Raw genomic sequence first — 17551 nt, forward strand, 5'->3', positions numbered from 1 at the left:
TCCGTCGTTCGCCGATGCGGCGCACCGGCCTACCATCCCATTTTTGGCATCAAGCAGATACGCATCGGAGGTTCCATGGCTGTCAGCAACGCGGCGCCGCAAGGCAGCGCCAATTCGGGCTACGAGGCGGATGTCCTCGTCATCGGCGGCGGGCCCGCGGGGACGTGGGCCGCGATCCAGGCCGCACAGGCGGGCGCCAGCGTGATCCTGGCGGACAAGGGCTACTGTGGTTCGTCGGGCGCCACGGCCGCCGCGGGCACCGCCGTCTGGTACGTGGACCCCGACCCGCAAAAGCGCCAGGCCGCCATGGCCAGCCGCTACGAGATGGGCGGCCGCCTGGCCGATGCCGGCTGGATGAACCGCGTGCTGGACCAGACCTGGGACGGCATCAATACCCTGGCCGACTGGGGCTATCCGTTTCCGCAGGACGCAGCCGGCGTGTCGCGCCGCAATTCGCTGCAAGGCCCTGAATACATGCGCCTGATGCGCAAGCAGGTCAAGCAGGCGGGCGGCAAGATCCTGGACCACCATCCGGTACTGGAACTGCTGCGTGACGCCGATGGCGCCGTGGCGGGCGCCGCCGGGGTGGACCGCCAGCGTGGCGGCGCCTGGTCGGTGCGCGCCGGCGCGGTGGTCATCGCCACCGGAGGCTGTGCCTTCCTGAGCCGCGCGCTGGGCTGCAACGTGCTGACCGGCGACGGGCTGCTGATGGCCGCCGAGCTAGGCGCGGAACTGTCGGGCATGGAATTTTCCAACGCCTATGCGATTGCGCCGGAATTCGGTTCGGTCACCAAGACGCTGTTCTACAACTGGGCGACGTTCACCGATGCCGAGGGCGTGCCGATTCCTGGCGCGGCGTCCAAGGGCGGGCGTTCGGTCATTGCTCGCGAACTCCTGCGCCAGAAGGTCTACGCCCGGCTGGACCTGGCCGACGAGGCGACCCGTGCCGCCATGCGCGCCGCGCAACCCAATTTCTTCCTGCCGTTCGATCGCAGCGGCATCGATCCCTTTACCCAGCGTTTCCCCGTGACCCTGCGGCTGGAAGGCACGGTGCGCGGCACCGGCGGCCTGCGCCTGACCGGCGCCGACTGCGCCACCTCGGTGCCCGGGCTGTACGCGGCCGGGGATGCGGCCACGCGCGAGCCGATCTGCGGCGGCTTTACCGGCGGCGGCAGCCACAACGCGGCCTGGGCGATCTCGTCCGGATCGTGGGCGGGCGCGGGCGCGGCCCGGCATGCCCTGGACGTGCGCGGCCGCGGCAGGGCGGCGCAAGGCGCCGGCCTGGCCGGCCTGCGCGGGTCCGGTGCACAGGCGGCCGACGCCGCCGCGCTGGTGCGCGCGGTGCAGGACGAAGTGATGCCGTTCGAACGCAACTACTTCCGCACGGCCGACGTGCTGGAACCGTCGGTGGCGCGGCTGGATGCCCGCTGGCAGGCCCTGCGCGCCGCCGCGCCGGCGGCGGCCGCCGACCTGCTGGCCACGCGTGAGGCCGCGGCCATGCTGGCGACGTCGCGCTGGATGTACCGCAGCGCGCTGGCCCGCCGCGAAACGCGCGGCATGCACAAGCGCTACGACTTCCTGGAGCAGGACGCCGCGCAATACCACCACCTGACGTCGGGCGGCCTGGACGAGGTCTGGGTGGCGCCGCGCGCCGTGCCCCAGGCGCAACAAGCCCCGGCGAGGTTGGCGGCATGATCGAGCTGATCAGCGAGAGCCGCTGCACCGGCTGCAATATCTGCGTGCGGGTCTGCCCGGTGAACGTCTTCGACATCGTCGAGGGCGCGGCGCCCGTGATTGCGCGCCAGGACGCCTGCCAGACCTGTTTCATGTGCGAAGCCTGGTGCCCCGAAGACGCCATGTACGTCTCGCCGCATGCGGACGCACCGGTGCAGGTCGATGAAGACGCGCTGGTCCAGGCCGGCTTGCTGGGCAGCTACCGCCGCCAGATCGGCTGGACCCGCGAATCGCGCAATCTGCGCGTCGCGGACCAGTCGTTCAAGCTGTTGGGCGGGGGGCCAGGTAAATAGCGTGGGGCGGCGCCGTTGGCAACGGCGCTGCGGCTCGCCCACGCCCTCGGAATGCCGGGGCGCCTATGCCCGGGCGATGCCCGCCGCGTCGTGCACGACGTGGCCGCCGACCACGGTCAGCAAGCACTGCGTGTCGCGCCAGCCGTCCGGCAACAGGTCCAGGGGATCGCGGTCCAGCACGGCCAGGTCCGCCGCGAAACCCGGCGCCAGCGGCCCCTTCCAGTCTTCGTCGAAGCTCAGGCGGGCGCCGGCCACCGTGAAGGCGTGCAGCGCGGCGCGGGCGGACAGCGCCTGGTCCGCGCCGATGACGCGGCCGGTCAGGCGCTCTTGCCGCGCACCCGCGACCCACAGCGAAAAGAACGGGTCGTAGGGAATGTTGTCGGTGGCCAGCGCCAGCGGCAGACCCAACTCAAGCATCGTGTTGTGCGCCACGACGCTGTCGCCGCCATCGGGCTCGTCCAGGTAGGCCGCGCCGCCTTTCCACAGGAAATAGGTGGGGATGGTGGTCACCAGCACGTCCAGCGCTTTCAGCGCCAGCAGGTCGTCGCGACGCGCCCGGGCAATGTGCTGGATGACCCAGCGGCGCCCGGCCAGCGGGAAGCGGGCATCGACCTCGCGCAGCACCGGCACCACCTCGTGCAGCTTGTCCGACACGATGACATTGACCCGCAGGTCATGCTCGGCGGCCAACAGGCACAGGGCGCGGAAATCCGCCGGCGTCACCGCCTGTTCGACAAAGCCGGACCAACCGGTATCGGGCAGGTTGGCGCGCGCGCAGCAGGCCGTGACCGGATCGCCGCCATAGGCGATGTGGATACCGCTGACGCGCAGCCAGGGGTCGCCCAGGCCGCGGCCGCGGGCCGTGGCCAGCCAGTCGCGCATGGCCCGGGCGGCCTCGGCCAGGTCGCTCCAGGTGGGGCTGACCACCAGCGTGGTGCGCATCGTCAGTTCACCGTCTTCCCACAGCTTGCGGTAGACGGAAAGCGTTTCGGGCGCGCTGCCGTGGCCTTCGTAGATGCTGGTGGTGCCCTTGGCGTGGTATTGCCGCTGCGACACGCGCAGGCCCTTCAGGCGGTCGGCGAAGCCAAAGCGCGGCACGTCCGCAAGCAGGTCGAATTCCACGGCGGGGCGCGAATTGTGTTCGACGATATGGCCGGTCAACTGGCCTGCCGCGTCGCGCTCCAGCACGATGCCGGCGCATTGCGGCCGCGAATCGGGCGTAAGGCCGTTGCGGGCCAGGGCCAGGCTGTTCAGCGCCGCCGTGCCGGGCGGCTTGCCCCAATTGCCGAAGGGCGCGGGAATATAGACCGGATGGTCGGGCGCCGCGGCATCCAGTTCTTGCCGGGTGGGCAGGCGGCCTTCGGCCAGTTGCGCCGCGCCGCCGAAGTAATAAGGCGGCGTGCCCACGGGCATGGTCATGATGTAGTCGCCAGGCGGCGTCGTCCGGGCCGCATCGCGCACCACGCGCAGCACGTCCGCCACGCTGCGCGCATCGGCCAGCGACGGACGCAGCGTCTTCAGGCCTTCGCGTTCCATGTGGGCATGGGCATCGTTGATGCCCGGAATGAGGGTGGCGCCTTGCAGGTCGATCGCGCGCGCACCCCGGTCGGCCAGGGCAATGGCCGCGTCGTCGAACCCGGCCACCTTGCCGTCGACCAGGGCAATGGCCCGGGCCGACGGCCGCGTATCGTCAAAGGTATGGATGCGCGCGTTGCGCAGCACCAGCGGGCGGGGATGCGCCCGCGCAGAATGGGTGGGCATGTCAGGACGCGCTTTGATACCAGGGGAACAGGCGCTTGACGACCCAGACGAACAGCCGGTCGGCCACGAAGCCGAAAGCGCCCAGCAGCACCAGGCCGATGAACATGATCTCGACCTGGAACAGCTGGTGGCCCAGCGACATCATGTAGGCAATGCCGCGAGTGGAACCCGACAGTTCGGCGGCCACCAGCACGATCAACGACACCGCGATGGCCTGGCGCACGCCGGCCAGGATGAAGGGCAGGGCGGCCGGCAGGATCACCTGGAACAGGGTACGCACCCGGCCCGCGCCCAGCGCTGCCGCCGAGCGCAAGTAGACGATGTTCGTGTCGCGCACGCCGATGAAGGTGGTGATCCAGATCGGGAAGAACGCGCCCCAGGCGATCAGCGCGATCTTGGGCAGTTCGCCGATGCCGAACCACAGCACGGCCAGCGGCACCACGGCCAGCGATGGTACCGAACGAAAGCCGTGCAGCACGGGCTCGCTCAGGTGATGCAGCGCCTCGACGCGGGCCGTCAGGATGCCGGCCGAGATGCCCAGCACCAGCGCAATGCTGAAGCCGGCCGCTGCGCGGGACAGGCTGGCGATGATGTGCGAGGCCAGTTCGCCCGACGCGATCAAGGGCAGCGCGGCTTGCAGCACGCGCGACGGCGGCGGGAACAGCGCCGGGTTCATCCACGGAAACAGGTAGGGCACCGCTTCCCAGGCCAGCAGGAACAGCGCGATGCCGGCCAGGTTCAGCAGCAGCCGCTGGCGGCGCCGGGCGCGGGTCTGGCGGCGATGCGCCTGCTGGAAGCGTTCGGCGATGGTGGCGGCGGGATGGCCCGCGTCGGCGGCGCCCGCCAGCGGATCGGCCGCCTCGGCGGCGTCGGGCGCGCGGCCCAGGGTCAGGGAATTCATGCGGCTTGCCTTGCAGGAGCGCCGGCCAGGGCGGCTTCGATGCGGTTGTAGTGCTGGGCGAATGCAACGGACCCGCGTTGGCGCGGATAGTCCAGGTCGATGCGCAGGTCGTCGCTGAGGGTACCGGGGTGCGGCGCCATGACCACGACGCGCTGTGCCAGGAAGATGGCTTCGTCGATGTTGTGCGTGACGAACACGACGGACACGCCGGTTTCCTGCCACAGGCGCAGCAGGTCTTTCTGCAGCGTGGCGCGCGTCATGGCGTCGACGGCGGCGAAGGGCTCGTCCATCAGCAGCACCTTGGGCTCGACCACCAGCGAACGGGCCACGGCGATGCGCTGGCGCATGCCGCCGGACAATTCGTGGGGATAGCGTTCGGCGGCGGCCGACAGGCCCACGCGCGCCAGGGCAGCCAGCGCCCGGCTGCGCCGTTCGTCGGCGGGCACCGCCAGGGCGCGCAGGCCGAATTCGACGTTCTGCCGCGCGGTCATCCACGGAAACAGCGCATATTCCTGGAACACCACGCCGCGTTCCGGGCCGGGGCGTTCGACCCGCTGGCCCCGAAAGCGCACCTGGCCATCGGTGGGTTGCAGAAAACCCGCCAGCAGATGCAGCAGCGTGGTCTTGCCGCAGCCCGACGGGCCGATCAGGCAGACGAATTCGCCGGCCTCGATGTCCAGCGACACCTGGTGCAGGGCCTGGGCCGGCGTATCGCCGCGCGTCGTGAAGAACTGCGACACGCGCTGGAACTCGATCAACGCAGCCATGCCGTCAGGCCAGTTTGACGCGATCGGGCGCGGCGGCAGACAACGGCGCGTCCTTGATGGCGGCGCGGAACAGGGTGCGCAGGTCGCCGGCCGGGGCGGGCGCCAGCTTGGCGTCGATGGCCCATTTGGCCTGGCTGACCAGGTCGTCGATGAAGCTGTCGTCAAAGCCCACCTTGAACTCGAACACCGAGGTCGCTTCCTTGACGTCGGCAGCCGTGCTGCGGATGCGGCCGGCGATCAGCTCGGGCCAGGCCGGGTCCTGGGCGATGCGCTTTTCGGCGTCCAGCAGCGCGCCGATAGCGTCTTTGACCAGGGCCTGGCGCGTATCCAGCGTGTTCTGGTTGACCAGCAGCAACTGGTGGCTGCGGAAGTACTTTTCGTAGCCCGCCTGGGTCAGGAAGAAGGCCTTGCCGCCACTTTGGCGCAAGGCGGCGTTGCCGGCTTGCGCGGTCCATGAGAACGCGTCGATGTCGCCGCGCACCAGCGCGCCGATCAGGTCGGTGGGCGCCAGGTTGACCTGCGTGATGTCGCTGGCCGACAGCTTGGCGAATTCCAGGTATTTGGCGAGCGCGTACTGGCCCGAGGTGCCGGCGGGTGTGCCGATCTTCTTGCCCTTGATGCTGGCGGGCTGGTCGGCGACGATGCCGCTGCCTTCGCGCGCCACCACCTTCATGTCGTAGGAATAGCGGCTGAAATTGGCCAGGATGCCGGGCTTCAGGCCTTGCAGCACCGCAAACACCACGGGGGTGTCGGTGGTAGTGGAAAAGTTGGCGGACCCTGCCAGCAAGGCCTGCATCGAATCGCGGCCAGTGGGAAAGTCCAGGACCTTCAGGTCGACGTTGCGCGCCTTCCAGTAACCGCCGCTTTCGGCAACAAAGGGCAGGGCCCAGGTGTAGCCCGCGCTGCCCGAGGCCAAGGTGGCCTGTTCGCGCGCCTGCGCAAGGGTGACGCCGGGCAAGGTGCCCGCCGCGCCGGCCGCCGCGGCGGCGCCGATATGAAACAGCAAACGCCGGCGTGCGGTGTCGATCGACGCCAGTTTCTTGTACGAACTCATGCTTGGTGGTCCCGAATGACGTGAAATAGCTTGCGGTCATGCTACGTAAGCCCGGCCCCCGCGACAAAGAATATCTAGACATATGCTTGTTTGATCCCGCGCGTTGCACGCGCCCGCCGTGGCCGCGCCGGCCTCACAACTCGGGGTTGTTAATTTCCGACTTTTTATTCATTTGGATTCCGCGGTTTCAGGCCTAGATTGTGGGTTCCGTCGCACTGGATGCGATGACTGCCTGGAGGCCTTTGCGCCATGAGCTACGACACCCCCGACGCCGCGATCTCCGAATTGCCCGCCACCCTGGAGCAGGCGCGCGCCGATGCGCGCAACCGTCAATTGACCTATGCCGGTGGCGTATCGCCGATAGACGCCTGGACGCTCGCGCAGAACGGCGAAGCCGTGCTGGTGGACGTACGCTCGGCCGAAGAGCGCACATTCGTGGGCCATATCCCGGGCACCGTGCACGTGCCGTGGGCCACCGGCACCAGCCTGACGCGCAACCCGCGGTTCGTGCGCGAGCTGGAAGCCAAGGTCGCCAGCGCCGGCGGCAAGGACGCCGTGGTGCTGCTGTTGTGCCGCAGCGGCAAGCGGTCCGCCCTGGCCGCCGAGGCCGCCGCCAAGGCGGGCTTTTCGGCCGTTTTCAATGTGTTCGAAGGCTTTGAAGGCGAACTCGATGCCCACCAGCATCGCGGCCTGCGCGACGGCTGGCGCTTTCACGGCTTGCCCTGGGTGCAGGACTGATATGGCGGTGTTCGATCTGGAAGGGGTGGTGCGGGCCTTGGACGGCATCCGCGCCGAATGGCGAACCTCGCAGCAGCGCACGCGTGAACCGGGCGAGCGTGAATTCCCGTCACGCGAGGCGCTGGCCGATATCTTCGACAAATTCAAGCGTGCGCTGTTTCCGATGCGGCTGGGGCCGGTGGACATGCGCCATGAAAGCGAGAACTTCTACGTCGGCTACACGCTGGACGCGGCGCTGCGCAGCCTGCTGGAGCAGGCGCGGCTGGAACTGCGCCGCAACGCGCCCGACCATCCCGAAGTCGATGAGCACGCCACGGCCATCGTGCGCCGATTCGCGGCCGCGCTGCCGGACGTACGCCGCCTGCTGGACAGCGATGTGCTGGCTGCCTACCAGGGCGACCCGGCCGCGCGCAGCGTCGATGAAGTGCTGCTGTGCTATCCCGGCATCCATGCACTGATCCATCACCGGCTGGCGCACCAGTTGTACCTGCTGGACCTGCCGCTGCTGGCCCGCATCGCGGCCGAGATCGCCCATGGTGAAACCGGTATCGACATCCATCCCGGCGCGCAGATCGGTCCGGGCTGCTTCATCGACCACGGCACCGGCGTCGTCATCGGCGAAACCGCGCGCCTGGGCCGGCGCGTACGCATCTATCAGGCCGTGACGCTGGGCGCCAAGCGCTTTTCGACCGACGCCGAGGGCAACCTGGAAAAGGGCCAGGCGCGCCATCCCATTGTCGAAGACGACGTGGTCATCTATGCCGGCGCCACCATCCTGGGCCGCGTGACGCTGGGGCAGGGCGCCGTCATCGGCGGCAACGTCTGGATCACGGATGACGTCGCGCCCGGCGCCACGGTCACCCAGGCCGGCCCCCGCAGCACTTCCCGCTCATCCTCGTAGGGCTTCGGCCCTGTTTTTTTGCTCGTCTGTTTTGCTTGTTTGTTCACTTCGGAGATTTCAATGAGTGCCACCGTAGGCGGGACCGTCGCATTGGGCGACAACGGCGCAAGGCAGTTGGCCAATGCGACCAAGACCGTACCCCAGCTCTCCACCATCAGCCCGCGCTGGCTGACGCATCTGCTGCAATGGGTACCGGTCGAAGCGGGCATCTACCGCCTGAACAAGGTCAAGAATCCCGAAAACATCAAAGTCACGTGCACCGCGCGCGAAGAAGAAAACCAGTTGCCGCGCACCTTCGTGGACTACGACGAGCAGCCGCGCGAGTACTTCCTGAACGCTGTCAGCACCGTGCTGGACGTGCACACCCGCATTTCGGACCTGTACAGCAGCCCGCACGACCAGATCAAGGAGCAACTGCGCCTGACGATCGAAACCATCAAGGAAAACCAGGAAAGCGAGCTGATCAACAACCCCGATTACGGCCTGCTGTCGCAGGTGACCGACGAGCAGCGCCTCTTTCCGCTGACCGGCGCGCCCACGCCCGACGACCTGGACGAATTGCTGACCCGCGTCTGGAAGGAACCGGCCTTTTTCCTGACGCACCCGCTGGCCATCGCTGCCTTCGGCCGCGAGGCCACCCGCCGCGGCACGCCGCCGCCTACCGTCAGCCTGTTCGGGTCGCAATTCATCACCTGGCGCGGCATTCCGCTGATTCCCTCGAACAAGGTGCCGGTGGCCGACGGCAAGACCAAGATCCTGCTGCTGCGCGTGGGCGACAAGCGCCAGGGCGTGGTCGGGCTGTACCAGCCGGGCCTGCCCGGCGAGCAAAGCCCGGGCCTGTCGGTGCGCTTCATGGGCATCAACAACCACGCGATCGCGTCCTACCTGATCTCGCTGTATTGCTCGCTGGCCCTGCTGGCCGATGATGCGCTGGCGGTGCTCGACGAGGTCGAGATCGGCAAGTACCACGACTATCCCGATACCTACAAGTAGGCGGCACGATGGCTCAAGCCGATTCTTCTGCGCGCTTCGCCGCGCTTTCCGGCGCAGTGCCGGGCGCCCCGGAAGCGCCCATCGACCCGGGCGAACTGGCGCGCCTGGCCAATGCCTTCTTCACGGCGCTGCCGGGGCAGGCGGTGGGCGTCACCCCGCCCGCGCCGGTGCCGCCCGGGGTGCAGGCGCCGTTGAACGTGGCGCCGCCAGGCTCGCCGCTGGTCAGCCCGGCGGGCCTGGGCCCCAGCGTGCCAGGCACGCCGATTCCGCAAGGCGTGGCGCCGGGCGCCAACCTGGTGCCGGCGTCTCCGGCACAACTGCCGTCGCTGGCGCATCGCGCGCCGGCCTTGCTGCCGCATGCCCCAGCGGGCAATGGCGCGCCCGACAGCGTCGTGGCGACGGTGCCGGCGTACGAACCCCGCTTCGGCGCGGGCGCGACGGGCGTGCCGCCGCCGTACTACTTCCTGACGCCAGGGCATGGCCAGCCGGCGCCTGACCCGGCGGCATCGCCGAATGTGCTGGGCGACACCCGGATCAGCGACGAATTGGCCGGACTGCCGCTGACGCCGCCCCGCGCGGCACCGCCCGCGGCGCCGCTATCGGCCCCCGCCACGCCCACGGCGGACGCGCGCTATTACTTCGTTGACGCCGTGGTGCTGCCCAGCGGCTACACCACGCCCGCGCATCCCCAGGCGCGCGTGGCGCCCCAGGCCGGCGCCGACGCGCATCCGCCTTTCGATGTGCACGCCGTGCGGCGCGACTTCCCGATATTGCAGGAACGCGTCAACGGCCGTCCGCTGGTGTGGTTCGACAACGCCGCCACCACCCACAAGCCGCAGCGCGTGATCGACCGGATCGCGTATTTCTACGCCCATGAAAACTCCAACATCCATCGGGCCGCGCACGAACTGGCGGCGCGCGCCACGGACGCCTATGAAGGTGCGCGTGAACGGGTGCGGCGCTTCATCAACGCACCCGACGTAAACGAGGTGATCTTCGTGCGCGGCACCACCGAAGCCATCAACCTGGTGGCCAAGAGCTGGGGCGCGCAACACGTGGGCGAGGGCGACGAGATCATCGTGTCGCACCTGGAGCATCACGCCAATATCGTGCCCTGGCAGCAACTGGCCGCCGCCCGCGGCGCACGGCTGCGCGTGATTCCGGTGGACGACAGCGGCCAGGTGCGGCTCGATGAATACCAGAAGCTGCTCAACGACCGCACCCGCATCGTGGCCGTGACGCAGGTGTCCAATGCGCTGGGCACCGTCACGCCCGTCAAGCAGATCATTGACCTGGCGCATCGGGCCGGCGCGCGCGTGCTGGTGGACGGCGCGCAGTCGGTCTCGCACCTGGCGGTGGATGTCCAGGCCCTGGACGCAGACTTCTTCGTGTTTTCCGGACACAAGATATTCGGGCCGACCGGGATCGGCGTGGTCTGGGCCAAGCGCGAGGTGCTGCAAGACATGCCGCCGTGGCAGGGCGGCGGCAACATGATCGCCGACGTGACTTTCGAGAAAACGGTGTTCCAGCCGATTCCCAACAAGTTCGAGGCCGGCACCGGCAACATCGCCGACGCCGTCGGCCTGGGGGCCGCGCTGGACTACGTGAGCCGCCTGGGCATCGAGAACATCGGCCGCTACGAACACGACCTGCTGGTCTACGGCACGCGCGGGCTGGGCGCCATCCCGGGCGTGCGGCTGATCGGCACGGCCGCGGACAAGGCCAGCGTCATGTCGTTCGTGCTGGACGGCTACAGCACCGAAGAAGTCGGCCATGCACTGAACGAAGAGGGCATCGCGGTGCGCACCGGGCACCACTGCGCGCAGCCGATCCTGCGCCGTTTCGGCGTCGAGACCACGGTGCGGCCCTCGCTGGCGTTCTACAACACCTTTGATGAAATCGACCGCCTGCTGGAGGTGGTGCAGCGGCTGGCGGCGTCGCGACGAACCGCTTGAAGCGGTGCGGGCCAGCCGTCGCGGTAAGTGCCGCGACGGCTGCTGCGTTTCCCGGCATTAGTTTCTGCCGGATTTGAAAATCCGCAGAATGTATTTAGCCGCGGCCCCGGCCCTGTTTAGAGTGGATTGCTTCACTTTCAAGACAAGGAATCAGGGTAATGCAGCGCAGCACAGCCAGTTTGATGAATCCGCACCGGGATGCATCCGCGCCCCGGTGGGCCGCCCCGGTCGGCGCAGCGCTGTGCGCGGCGGTCTTCGCCTTGGTGGCGGCCCCCGCGCATGGCGCCACGCCGCAGTACGGCGGCATTCTCAAGGTGGCGCTGGACGGCGACCCCGCTTGCGTCGATCCGCAGCAGCCCGGCAACAACACGGCGCTGAACATCGGCCGCCAGATCACCGATTCGTTGACCGACCAGGACCCCGAGACGGGCAACATCGTGCCGTGGCTGGCCACGAGCTGGAAGGCCGAAGAGGACAACCGCCGCTTCACCTTCGTGCTGCGCGACGGCGCGACCTTCAGCGATGGCAGCAAGCTGGACGCCGATGCGGTCAAGGCCAATTTCGACGGCATCGTGAAGATGGGTGCGCGCGCCTCGCTGGCGTCGACCTACCTGGCCGGCGTGGACCGCATCGAGGCGCCGGACGCGCATACCGTGGTGGTCGTCTTCAAGGAACCCAACGCCCAGTTCCTGCAGGCCACGTCGACGATGAGCCTGGGCCTGTTGTCCAAGGCCACGCTGGCCAGGTCGTACGAAGAACGCTGCCAGGGCCAGGTGGTGGGGTCGGGGCCGTTCGTGCTGACCTCGTTCACGCACAACCAGGGCGCAAAGCTGCAACGGCGCGACGATTACGCCTGGCCGTCGTCGTTGGCGACGCATCGCGACAAGGCTTACCTGGAAGGCATTGAATTTCGCATCATTCCGGAATCGGGCGTGCGCAACGGCAGCCTGCTGTCGCGCCAGGTGGATGTGAACACCAGCGTGCAGCCGCAGGACGAAAAGGTGCTGCTGGCGCAAGGCCTGCCTATTCTGGCACGCAGCAATCCGGGGCTGGTGTACAGCTTCTTCCCGAACGAATCGCTGCCCCTGTGGGCGACGCCGGCCGTGCGGCGCGCGCTGGTCAAGGGCATCAACCGCCCCGAACTGCAGACCATCCTGTCGCGCTACCAGCAGCCGGCGACGTCGGTGCTGGCCAAGACCACGCCATCGTATGTCGACCAGTCGCAGGCGCTGGCCTACGACCCCAAGGGCGCCATCAAGCTGCTGGAAGACGACGGCTGGCTGCCCGGCAAGGACGGCATCCGCGAAAAGAACGGCGAACGGCTGACGGTGCGGCTGGAATACTGGCAGTCGGTCACCTACCTGGAACTGATCCAGCAACAGCTGCGCGAGATCGGGGTGGACCTGCAACTGAAGAAAAGCGTCATCGGCCAGGTCAACGCCATTCGCGACACGGGCAAGATGCCGATCCAGTTCTACAACCTGACGCGCGCCGACCCGGACATCCTGCGCACCGTGTTCCTGGCCAGTGGCCGCAACGTCAACTTCCGCGCGCCGGCGGAGGTGGATGCCGTGCTGGCGCAGTCCGCCGCCGCGCAGGACCCGGCCCAGCGCAAGCAGCTGATCGCCCGCGCCGCCGAGCTGCTGGTGGCCGACGGCCACGCCATTCCGCTGGTGGAGCTGGCCACGGTGGGCGCCACGGGCAAGCACGTCCAGGGCCTGCACTACGACGCCTCGTCGCGGCTGCAGTTCTACGACACCTGGCTGCAGAAGTAGGGAGGCCGCATGACGCAGACCGTGTTGCCGGCCGCTGCCGGGACGGATGCCTGGCGCTATGCCCTGAGCCGCACCGCCCAGTCGGCCTTCGTGCTGTGGGCGGCCTACACCGTATCGTTCGCGATCCTGTACATCCTGCCCAGCGATCCGGTCAGCATCATGCTGAACCAGGGCGATGCCAGCCTGGTCGACCCGGCCCAGGTGGCGGCGCTGCGCGCCCAATACCACCTGGACGAGCCGCTCGTGGTGCAGTACGGCATCGCGCTGTGGCAGGCGCTGCGGCTGGACCTGGGCGTATCGATCCAGACCGGGCAGCCGGTGTCGGCCATGCTGGCGCAGGCCGCGCCGGCCACGGCGGCCTTGGCGCTCAGTGCGCTGGCGGCCGCCCTGGTGCTGGGGCTGGGCCTGGCGCTGGCCGCCAGTTCGGCGCGTCATCCGCGCCTGCGTTCGGCCTTGCAGGCGGCGCCGTCGCTGGGCGTGTGCCTGCCCACGTTCTGGGTCGGGTTGTTGCTGCTGCAATGGCTGTCGTTCACGTTGCCGGTGTTTCCGGCCATGGGCAACGAAGGCTGGCAATCGCTGGTGCTGCCGGCGGCCACGCTGGCCTTGCCCACCGCCGCCACCGTGGCCCAGGTGCTGTCGCGCTCGCTGTCGGCCGTGTGGGGGCAGCCCTTCGTGGCGGCTTTGCGGGCCAAGGGCTTGTCGCGCCGGCGGCTGCTGTTCACGCACGTGCTGCCCAACGCCACGATCCCCGTGCTGACCATGACGGGCGTGCTCATGGGCAACCTGCTGGCCGGCTCGGTCGTCACGGAAACCGTGTTTTCGCGCGAAGGCATCGGCCGGCTGGCGCAGGGTGCCGTGGCGGTCAAGGACATCCCGGTGGTGCAGGGCGTGGTGGTGCTGGCGGCCGCCGTGTTCGTCATTGTCAACCTGGTGGTGGACCTGGCGTATCCCTTGCTGGACCCGCGCATCACCCGCAACCGGGCGAGGGCGCTGGCATGACGACGCAAACCCTGGCTTCCCGGCCCGGCGCACGCCCTGGCCGCCTGTGGGCGTTCCTGGCGACGCTGCGGGCCAAGCCCATGCTGGCGCTGAGCCTGGCCGTGATTGTGCTGGTGCTGGGCTGGGCGCTGGCGCCGCAGGCCTTCACCTCGGCCGACCCCTTGCGCGGCGTGCCCCAGGACGCGCTGCTGGCGCCGTCGGCCAGCCACTGGTTCGGCACCGATCACCTGGGCCGCGACATCTATGCACGCACCGTCCATGGCACGTCGACGTCGCTGCAGGCCACCGCGTTGGCCGTGCTGATCGCACTGTTCCTGGGCGGGGCCATCGGCCTGCTGGCCGGCTTCCTGGGCGGGCGGGTCGATGCGGTGCTGATGCGCGCCACCGACGTGCTGATGGCGATTCCGACGCTGCTGCTGTCGATGGCGATCGTGACCGTGCTGGGCTTTGGCACCGTCCACATCGCCATTGCCGTGGGGCTCTCGTACGTGGCTACGTTCGGACGCCTGATGCGCGGCGAAGTGCTGCGCTGGCGCGGCGCGGTGTTCGTCGAGGCCGCGGTGGCCTCGGGCGTGGGCACGCGCGGCATCCTGCTGCGCCACATCGCGCCGCACGCCGCCGGCCCCGTGCTGGCGCTGGCCGCGCTGGAATTCGGCGCCGCCGTGCTGGCCGTGTCTTCGCTCAGTTTCCTGGGCTTTGGCGCGCCGCCGCCCGCGCCGGAATGGGGGCTGTTGATTGCCGAAGGCCGCAATTACATCGCGGCGGCCTGGTGGTACACGACCATGCCGGGCATGGTGGTCGCGGCGGTGGTGCTGTCGGCCAACCAGATCGCCCGCCACGCGCAGGACTTGGGAGAATCGTCATGACCGCCCCCCACGCTGGCCCGGTGCTGGCCCTGGACCACCTGGACGTCGCCTACCGCGACGCCGCGACTGGCGCCTGGCGCGCTGCCGTCAACGACGTGTCCCTGGCCATCCAGCCGGGCGAGATCGTCGCGCTCGTGGGCGAATCCGGTTCCGGCAAGTCCACCACGGCCGCGGCCCTGATCGGCCTGTTGCCCGATAACGCCCAGCGGCGCGGCGGCAGCATCGAACTCGAAGGGGTGGAACTGGCCCATGCGCCGGAGTCCGTCTGGCAAGACCTGCGTGGCCGCCGCATCGGCTTCGTGCCGCAGGACCCGGGCCTGTCGCTGGACCCGGTCAAGCGCATCGGCGCGCAGCTGGAAGAGGCGCTGACCGTGCACGGCGTGTCCAAGGCCGAGGCGCGCCGCCGCGTGCCCGGCATTCTGGCCGACGTGGGCCTGGCCGATGTCGCACGGGTGGCGCGCAGTTTTCCGCACGAACTGTCCGGCGGCATGCGCCAGCGGGTGCTGATCGGCATGGCCGTGGCGCACGAGCCCGCGCTGATCATTGCCGACGAGCCGACCAGCGCGCTGGACGTCACGGTGCAGCGGCAGGTGCTGGACCACCTGGAAGCGCTGGTGCGCCGCAAGGGCATCGCGGTGCTGCTGATCACGCATGACCTGGGCGTGGCGTTCGACCGCGCCGACCGCGTGGCCGTGATGCAGGGCGGCCGCATCGTCGAGACCGGCGCGGCCCGGCCCTTGCGCGACCGACCGGCGCATCCCTATACGCAAACGCTGCTGGCCGCCGCGCCCGGCTTGCGGCAGGGCGGCCAGCCTGCGCCGGCCAGGCCTCCCGGGCATGCGCCGCTGCTGGTGGTGCAAAACCTGGTCAAACGCTTCGGCGAGATGCGGGCGGTGGACGGCGTGTCGTTCCACGTGCCGCGCCACGGCACCACCAGCCTGGTGGGCGAATCCGGGTCCGGCAAGTCCACGACCTCGCGCATCGCGCTGTGCCTGGAACGGCCCGACGCCGGCCAGGTGTGGTTCGACGGCCGCGACGTCACCCGGCTCAGCCGCGGCCAGTTGCAGGACTTTCGCCGACGGGTGCAGGTGGTCTACCAGAATCCGTATGCCTCGCTGAACCCGCGCTTCACGCTGGAAGCCATCATTACCGAGCCCTTGCACGCCTTCGGCCTGGGCGACCGGGCCTCGCGCCGCGAACGCGCGGCCGAACTGCTGCACGCGGTCGAACTCAGCCCCGACCTGCTGGACGACCGGCCCAACCGCCTGTCGGGCGGCCAGCGCCAGCGCGTGGCGATTGCCCGCGCGCTGGCCATCGAACCCGAGCTGGTGGTGCTGGACGAACCCGTCTCGGCGCTGGACGTGTCGGTTCAGGCGCGCATCCTGGCGCTGCTGCAGCGCCTGCAGGCCGACCTGGGCGTCAGCTATCTGTTCGTGTCGCACGACTTGGCCGTGGTGCGACAGATTTCCGACCATGTGGTCGTGCTGCGGCGCGGCCAGGTGGCCGAGCAGGGGCCGGTCGAGCAGGTGTTCGAACGGCCCGCCCATCCCTACACGCAGGCGCTGCTGGGCGACACGCCGGGCGGCCGCCACGCGCTGCCGGCCGTTGCCGCGCCTGCGCCCTTGACCCTGGACCTGGCGGCTTGAGGCCGCAACACCATGACCCTACCCAATCCTTTTTCCATCGGCCTGGCGTTCAACGGCGGGCCGTCCGCGCCGCGTGATGGCAGCGACATCCGTGTGCACGCCGTTGCGGCCGCCGAAACGACCGAGGCGTGGCGTCCCTGGCTGGACGCCATCAGGCAGGCCGACGAGGCAGGCCTGGATTTCGCCACCTTTGAAGACCTGTGGGCCCGCTCCGGCTCACCCGGCCAAAGCCCGCTGGATGCGACGCTGCTGCTCGCGCGCATCGGCCCGGCCACGCGCCGCATCGGCCTGATTCCGGCTGTGGTGGTCAGCACCACCGAACCCTTCCATGTGTCCACCGCCATCGCCACCCTGGACTACGTGACGCGGGGCAGGGCGGGGCTGTTGCCCGTCGTGCCCGCGCAGCCGGACGTCGACGCCGCCGTCGCCCATGCCGGCGCCGACAGTTATGGCCTGCCGCTGACCCGCGACGGCCTGTACCAGGATGCCGCAGGCGCCGTGGACGGCGTGCGGCGGCTGTGGGACAGCTGGGAAGACGGCGCCATCATCCGCGACGTGGCCACGGGCCGTTTCGTCGATCGCGACAAGCTGCACTACGTGGACGTGAAGACGCCGACCTTGTCGATACGCGGCCCGTCCATCGTGCCGCGGCCGCCGCAAGGGCAGCCGCCCGTCGCCGTAACCTGGCGCGAAGACGGCGACCTGGCCTGGGCCGCCCGGCATGCCGACATTCTCTTCGTGCCCGAGCCCGCCGACTCGGCCGCGTGGACGGCGCAGCGCCAGGCGCTGGACGGCGCCCAGCAGCAGGCCGGGCGCCATCTGGCGCCGCTGCGCTACGTCGTGGATGTGCGCGTTTCGTTCGACGACGCCGCCGACGCGGCGGCGCCAAGGGCAGGACGGGAAGACGCACCCCACACCGCCCAGGCGCTGGCCCGTCGCATTCTGGCCTGGCGCGACGCCGGCTTCGCCGGTGTGCGTCTGCACCCGCGCGACATACGGCGCGACGTAGCCGTCGTGACCGACGTGCTGTTGCCCTTGCTGCAAGACGCCGGCCTGGCGGCGGCAGCCGACATCGAAGCGTCATTCCCGCCGATTTCCCTGCGCGGCCGTCTCGGGCTGGCCACCGCCACCAACCGCTACGCGACTGCCGGCCAAGGAGCCCGTTGAC

At 69.4% G+C, this 17551-nt stretch carries 15 protein-coding genes; 11 read left to right on the top strand and 4 right to left on the bottom strand.

All coding sequences use genetic code 11. From position 1 onward, the window contains the following. The first annotated feature begins 75 nt into the window (after positions 1-75). Both AC3WMR_RS11750 and AC3WMR_RS11755 read left to right on the top strand, forming a co-directional pair. Entirely contained in the window at positions 76-1695 is a 1620-nt protein-coding gene (locus AC3WMR_RS11750; RefSeq protein ID WP_492263245.1) for an FAD-dependent oxidoreductase, read from the top strand. Further along, positions 1692-2027 (top strand): 4Fe-4S dicluster domain-containing protein, encoded by a 336-nt coding sequence (locus tag AC3WMR_RS11755; protein WP_492263246.1) that lies wholly within the window; start codon positions 1692-1694, stop codon positions 2025-2027. The genes AC3WMR_RS11750 and AC3WMR_RS11755 overlap by 4 nt, the downstream gene beginning before the upstream one ends. Before the next feature lie 63 nt (positions 2028-2090). Here the strand turns inward: AC3WMR_RS11755 and AC3WMR_RS11760 are convergent, their stop codons facing one another. Genes AC3WMR_RS11760 through AC3WMR_RS11775 form a run of 4 tightly spaced genes read right to left on the bottom strand, consistent with a single transcriptional unit; the run spans position 2091 to position 6510 of the window. Next, positions 2091-3788, bottom strand: a complete 1698-nt coding sequence (locus AC3WMR_RS11760; RefSeq protein WP_492263247.1) for an amidohydrolase — start codon at positions 3786-3788, stop codon at positions 2091-2093. Position 3789: 1 nt separating this feature from the next. Then, the gene (locus tag AC3WMR_RS11765; protein WP_492263248.1) at positions 3790-4689 is read right to left on the bottom strand and encodes an ABC transporter permease; all 900 of its coding nucleotides are present in this window, start codon (positions 4687-4689) and stop codon (positions 3790-3792) included. Then, on the bottom strand, positions 4686-5456 hold the full coding sequence (locus tag AC3WMR_RS11770; protein ID WP_175196525.1) for an ABC transporter ATP-binding protein: 771 nt from the start codon (positions 5454-5456) through the stop codon (positions 4686-4688). The genes AC3WMR_RS11765 and AC3WMR_RS11770 overlap by 4 nt, the downstream gene beginning before the upstream one ends. Positions 5457-5460: 4 nt before the next feature. Then, positions 5461-6510, bottom strand: coding sequence for an ABC transporter substrate-binding protein (locus AC3WMR_RS11775; RefSeq protein WP_492263249.1), 1050 nt, complete (start codon positions 6508-6510; stop codon positions 5461-5463). A 249-nt stretch (positions 6511-6759) separates the two neighbouring features. Here AC3WMR_RS11775 and AC3WMR_RS11780 point away from each other — a divergent pair, with 249 nt between their 5' ends. The 9 genes from AC3WMR_RS11780 to AC3WMR_RS11820 all read left to right on the top strand — a co-directional run bounded on the left by AC3WMR_RS11780 (position 6760) and on the right by AC3WMR_RS11820 (position 17550). Next, the gene (locus tag AC3WMR_RS11780) at positions 6760-7248 is read left to right on the top strand and encodes a rhodanese-like domain-containing protein (protein ID WP_492263250.1); all 489 of its coding nucleotides are present in this window, start codon (positions 6760-6762) and stop codon (positions 7246-7248) included. A 1-nt stretch (position 7249) separates the two neighbouring features. After that, positions 7250-8149 (top strand): serine O-acetyltransferase EpsC, encoded by a 900-nt coding sequence (gene epsC, locus AC3WMR_RS11785; RefSeq protein ID WP_492263251.1) that lies wholly within the window; start codon positions 7250-7252, stop codon positions 8147-8149. A 60-nt stretch (positions 8150-8209) separates the two neighbouring features. Continuing rightward, a complete protein-coding gene (locus AC3WMR_RS11790) occupies positions 8210-9142 on the top strand; it encodes a family 2A encapsulin nanocompartment shell protein (RefSeq protein WP_492263252.1) in 933 nt (310 codons plus the stop codon). 8 nt (positions 9143-9150) lie between these two features. Then, complete coding sequence (locus tag AC3WMR_RS11795) at positions 9151-11097, top strand: family 2A encapsulin nanocompartment cargo protein cysteine desulfurase (protein ID WP_492263253.1); 1947 nt, start codon at positions 9151-9153, stop codon at positions 11095-11097. Positions 11098-11255: 158 nt separating this feature from the next. Continuing rightward, entirely contained in the window at positions 11256-12872 is a 1617-nt protein-coding gene (locus AC3WMR_RS11800) for an ABC transporter substrate-binding protein (protein WP_492263254.1), read from the top strand. 9 nt (positions 12873-12881) lie between these two features. Next, entirely contained in the window at positions 12882-13871 is a 990-nt protein-coding gene (locus AC3WMR_RS11805) for an ABC transporter permease (RefSeq protein WP_492263255.1), read from the top strand. Continuing rightward, on the top strand, positions 13868-14737 hold the full coding sequence (locus AC3WMR_RS11810) for an ABC transporter permease (RefSeq protein WP_175218481.1): 870 nt from the start codon (positions 13868-13870) through the stop codon (positions 14735-14737). Before AC3WMR_RS11805 ends, AC3WMR_RS11810 begins: the two co-directional genes overlap by 4 nt. Then, a complete protein-coding gene (locus AC3WMR_RS11815; protein ID WP_492263256.1) occupies positions 14734-16383 on the top strand; it encodes a dipeptide ABC transporter ATP-binding protein in 1650 nt (549 codons plus the stop codon). The genes AC3WMR_RS11810 and AC3WMR_RS11815 overlap by 4 nt, the downstream gene beginning before the upstream one ends. Before the next feature lie 12 nt (positions 16384-16395). Next, a complete protein-coding gene (locus AC3WMR_RS11820) occupies positions 16396-17550 on the top strand; it encodes an LLM class flavin-dependent oxidoreductase (RefSeq protein ID WP_492263257.1) in 1155 nt (384 codons plus the stop codon). Position 17551: the final 1 nt, after the last annotated feature.

Source organism: Achromobacter sp. FW305-C-28 (assembly GCF_058783235.1).

Coding starts and splice junctions, on each gene's coding strand:
- AC3WMR_RS11750 (WP_492263245.1), top strand. CDS start 76: ATGGCTGTCAGCAACGCGGCGCCGCAAGGCAGCGCCAATTCGGGCTAC.
- AC3WMR_RS11755 (WP_492263246.1), top strand. CDS start 1,692: ATGATCGAGCTGATCAGCGAGAGCCGCTGCACCGGCTGCAATATCTGC.
- AC3WMR_RS11760 (WP_492263247.1), bottom strand. CDS start 3,788: ATGCCCACCCATTCTGCGCGGGCGCATCCCCGCCCGCTGGTGCTGCGC.
- AC3WMR_RS11765 (WP_492263248.1), bottom strand. CDS start 4,689: ATGAATTCCCTGACCCTGGGCCGCGCGCCCGACGCCGCCGAGGCGGCC.
- AC3WMR_RS11770 (WP_175196525.1), bottom strand. CDS start 5,456: ATGGCTGCGTTGATCGAGTTCCAGCGCGTGTCGCAGTTCTTCACGACG.
- AC3WMR_RS11775 (WP_492263249.1), bottom strand. CDS start 6,510: ATGAGTTCGTACAAGAAACTGGCGTCGATCGACACCGCACGCCGGCGT.
- AC3WMR_RS11780 (WP_492263250.1), top strand. CDS start 6,760: ATGAGCTACGACACCCCCGACGCCGCGATCTCCGAATTGCCCGCCACC.
- epsC (WP_492263251.1), top strand. CDS start 7,250: ATGGCGGTGTTCGATCTGGAAGGGGTGGTGCGGGCCTTGGACGGCATC.
- AC3WMR_RS11790 (WP_492263252.1), top strand. CDS start 8,210: ATGAGTGCCACCGTAGGCGGGACCGTCGCATTGGGCGACAACGGCGCA.
- AC3WMR_RS11795 (WP_492263253.1), top strand. CDS start 9,151: ATGGCTCAAGCCGATTCTTCTGCGCGCTTCGCCGCGCTTTCCGGCGCA.
- AC3WMR_RS11800 (WP_492263254.1), top strand. CDS start 11,256: ATGCAGCGCAGCACAGCCAGTTTGATGAATCCGCACCGGGATGCATCC.
- AC3WMR_RS11805 (WP_492263255.1), top strand. CDS start 12,882: ATGACGCAGACCGTGTTGCCGGCCGCTGCCGGGACGGATGCCTGGCGC.
- AC3WMR_RS11810 (WP_175218481.1), top strand. CDS start 13,868: ATGACGACGCAAACCCTGGCTTCCCGGCCCGGCGCACGCCCTGGCCGC.
- AC3WMR_RS11815 (WP_492263256.1), top strand. CDS start 14,734: ATGACCGCCCCCCACGCTGGCCCGGTGCTGGCCCTGGACCACCTGGAC.
- AC3WMR_RS11820 (WP_492263257.1), top strand. CDS start 16,396: ATGACCCTACCCAATCCTTTTTCCATCGGCCTGGCGTTCAACGGCGGG.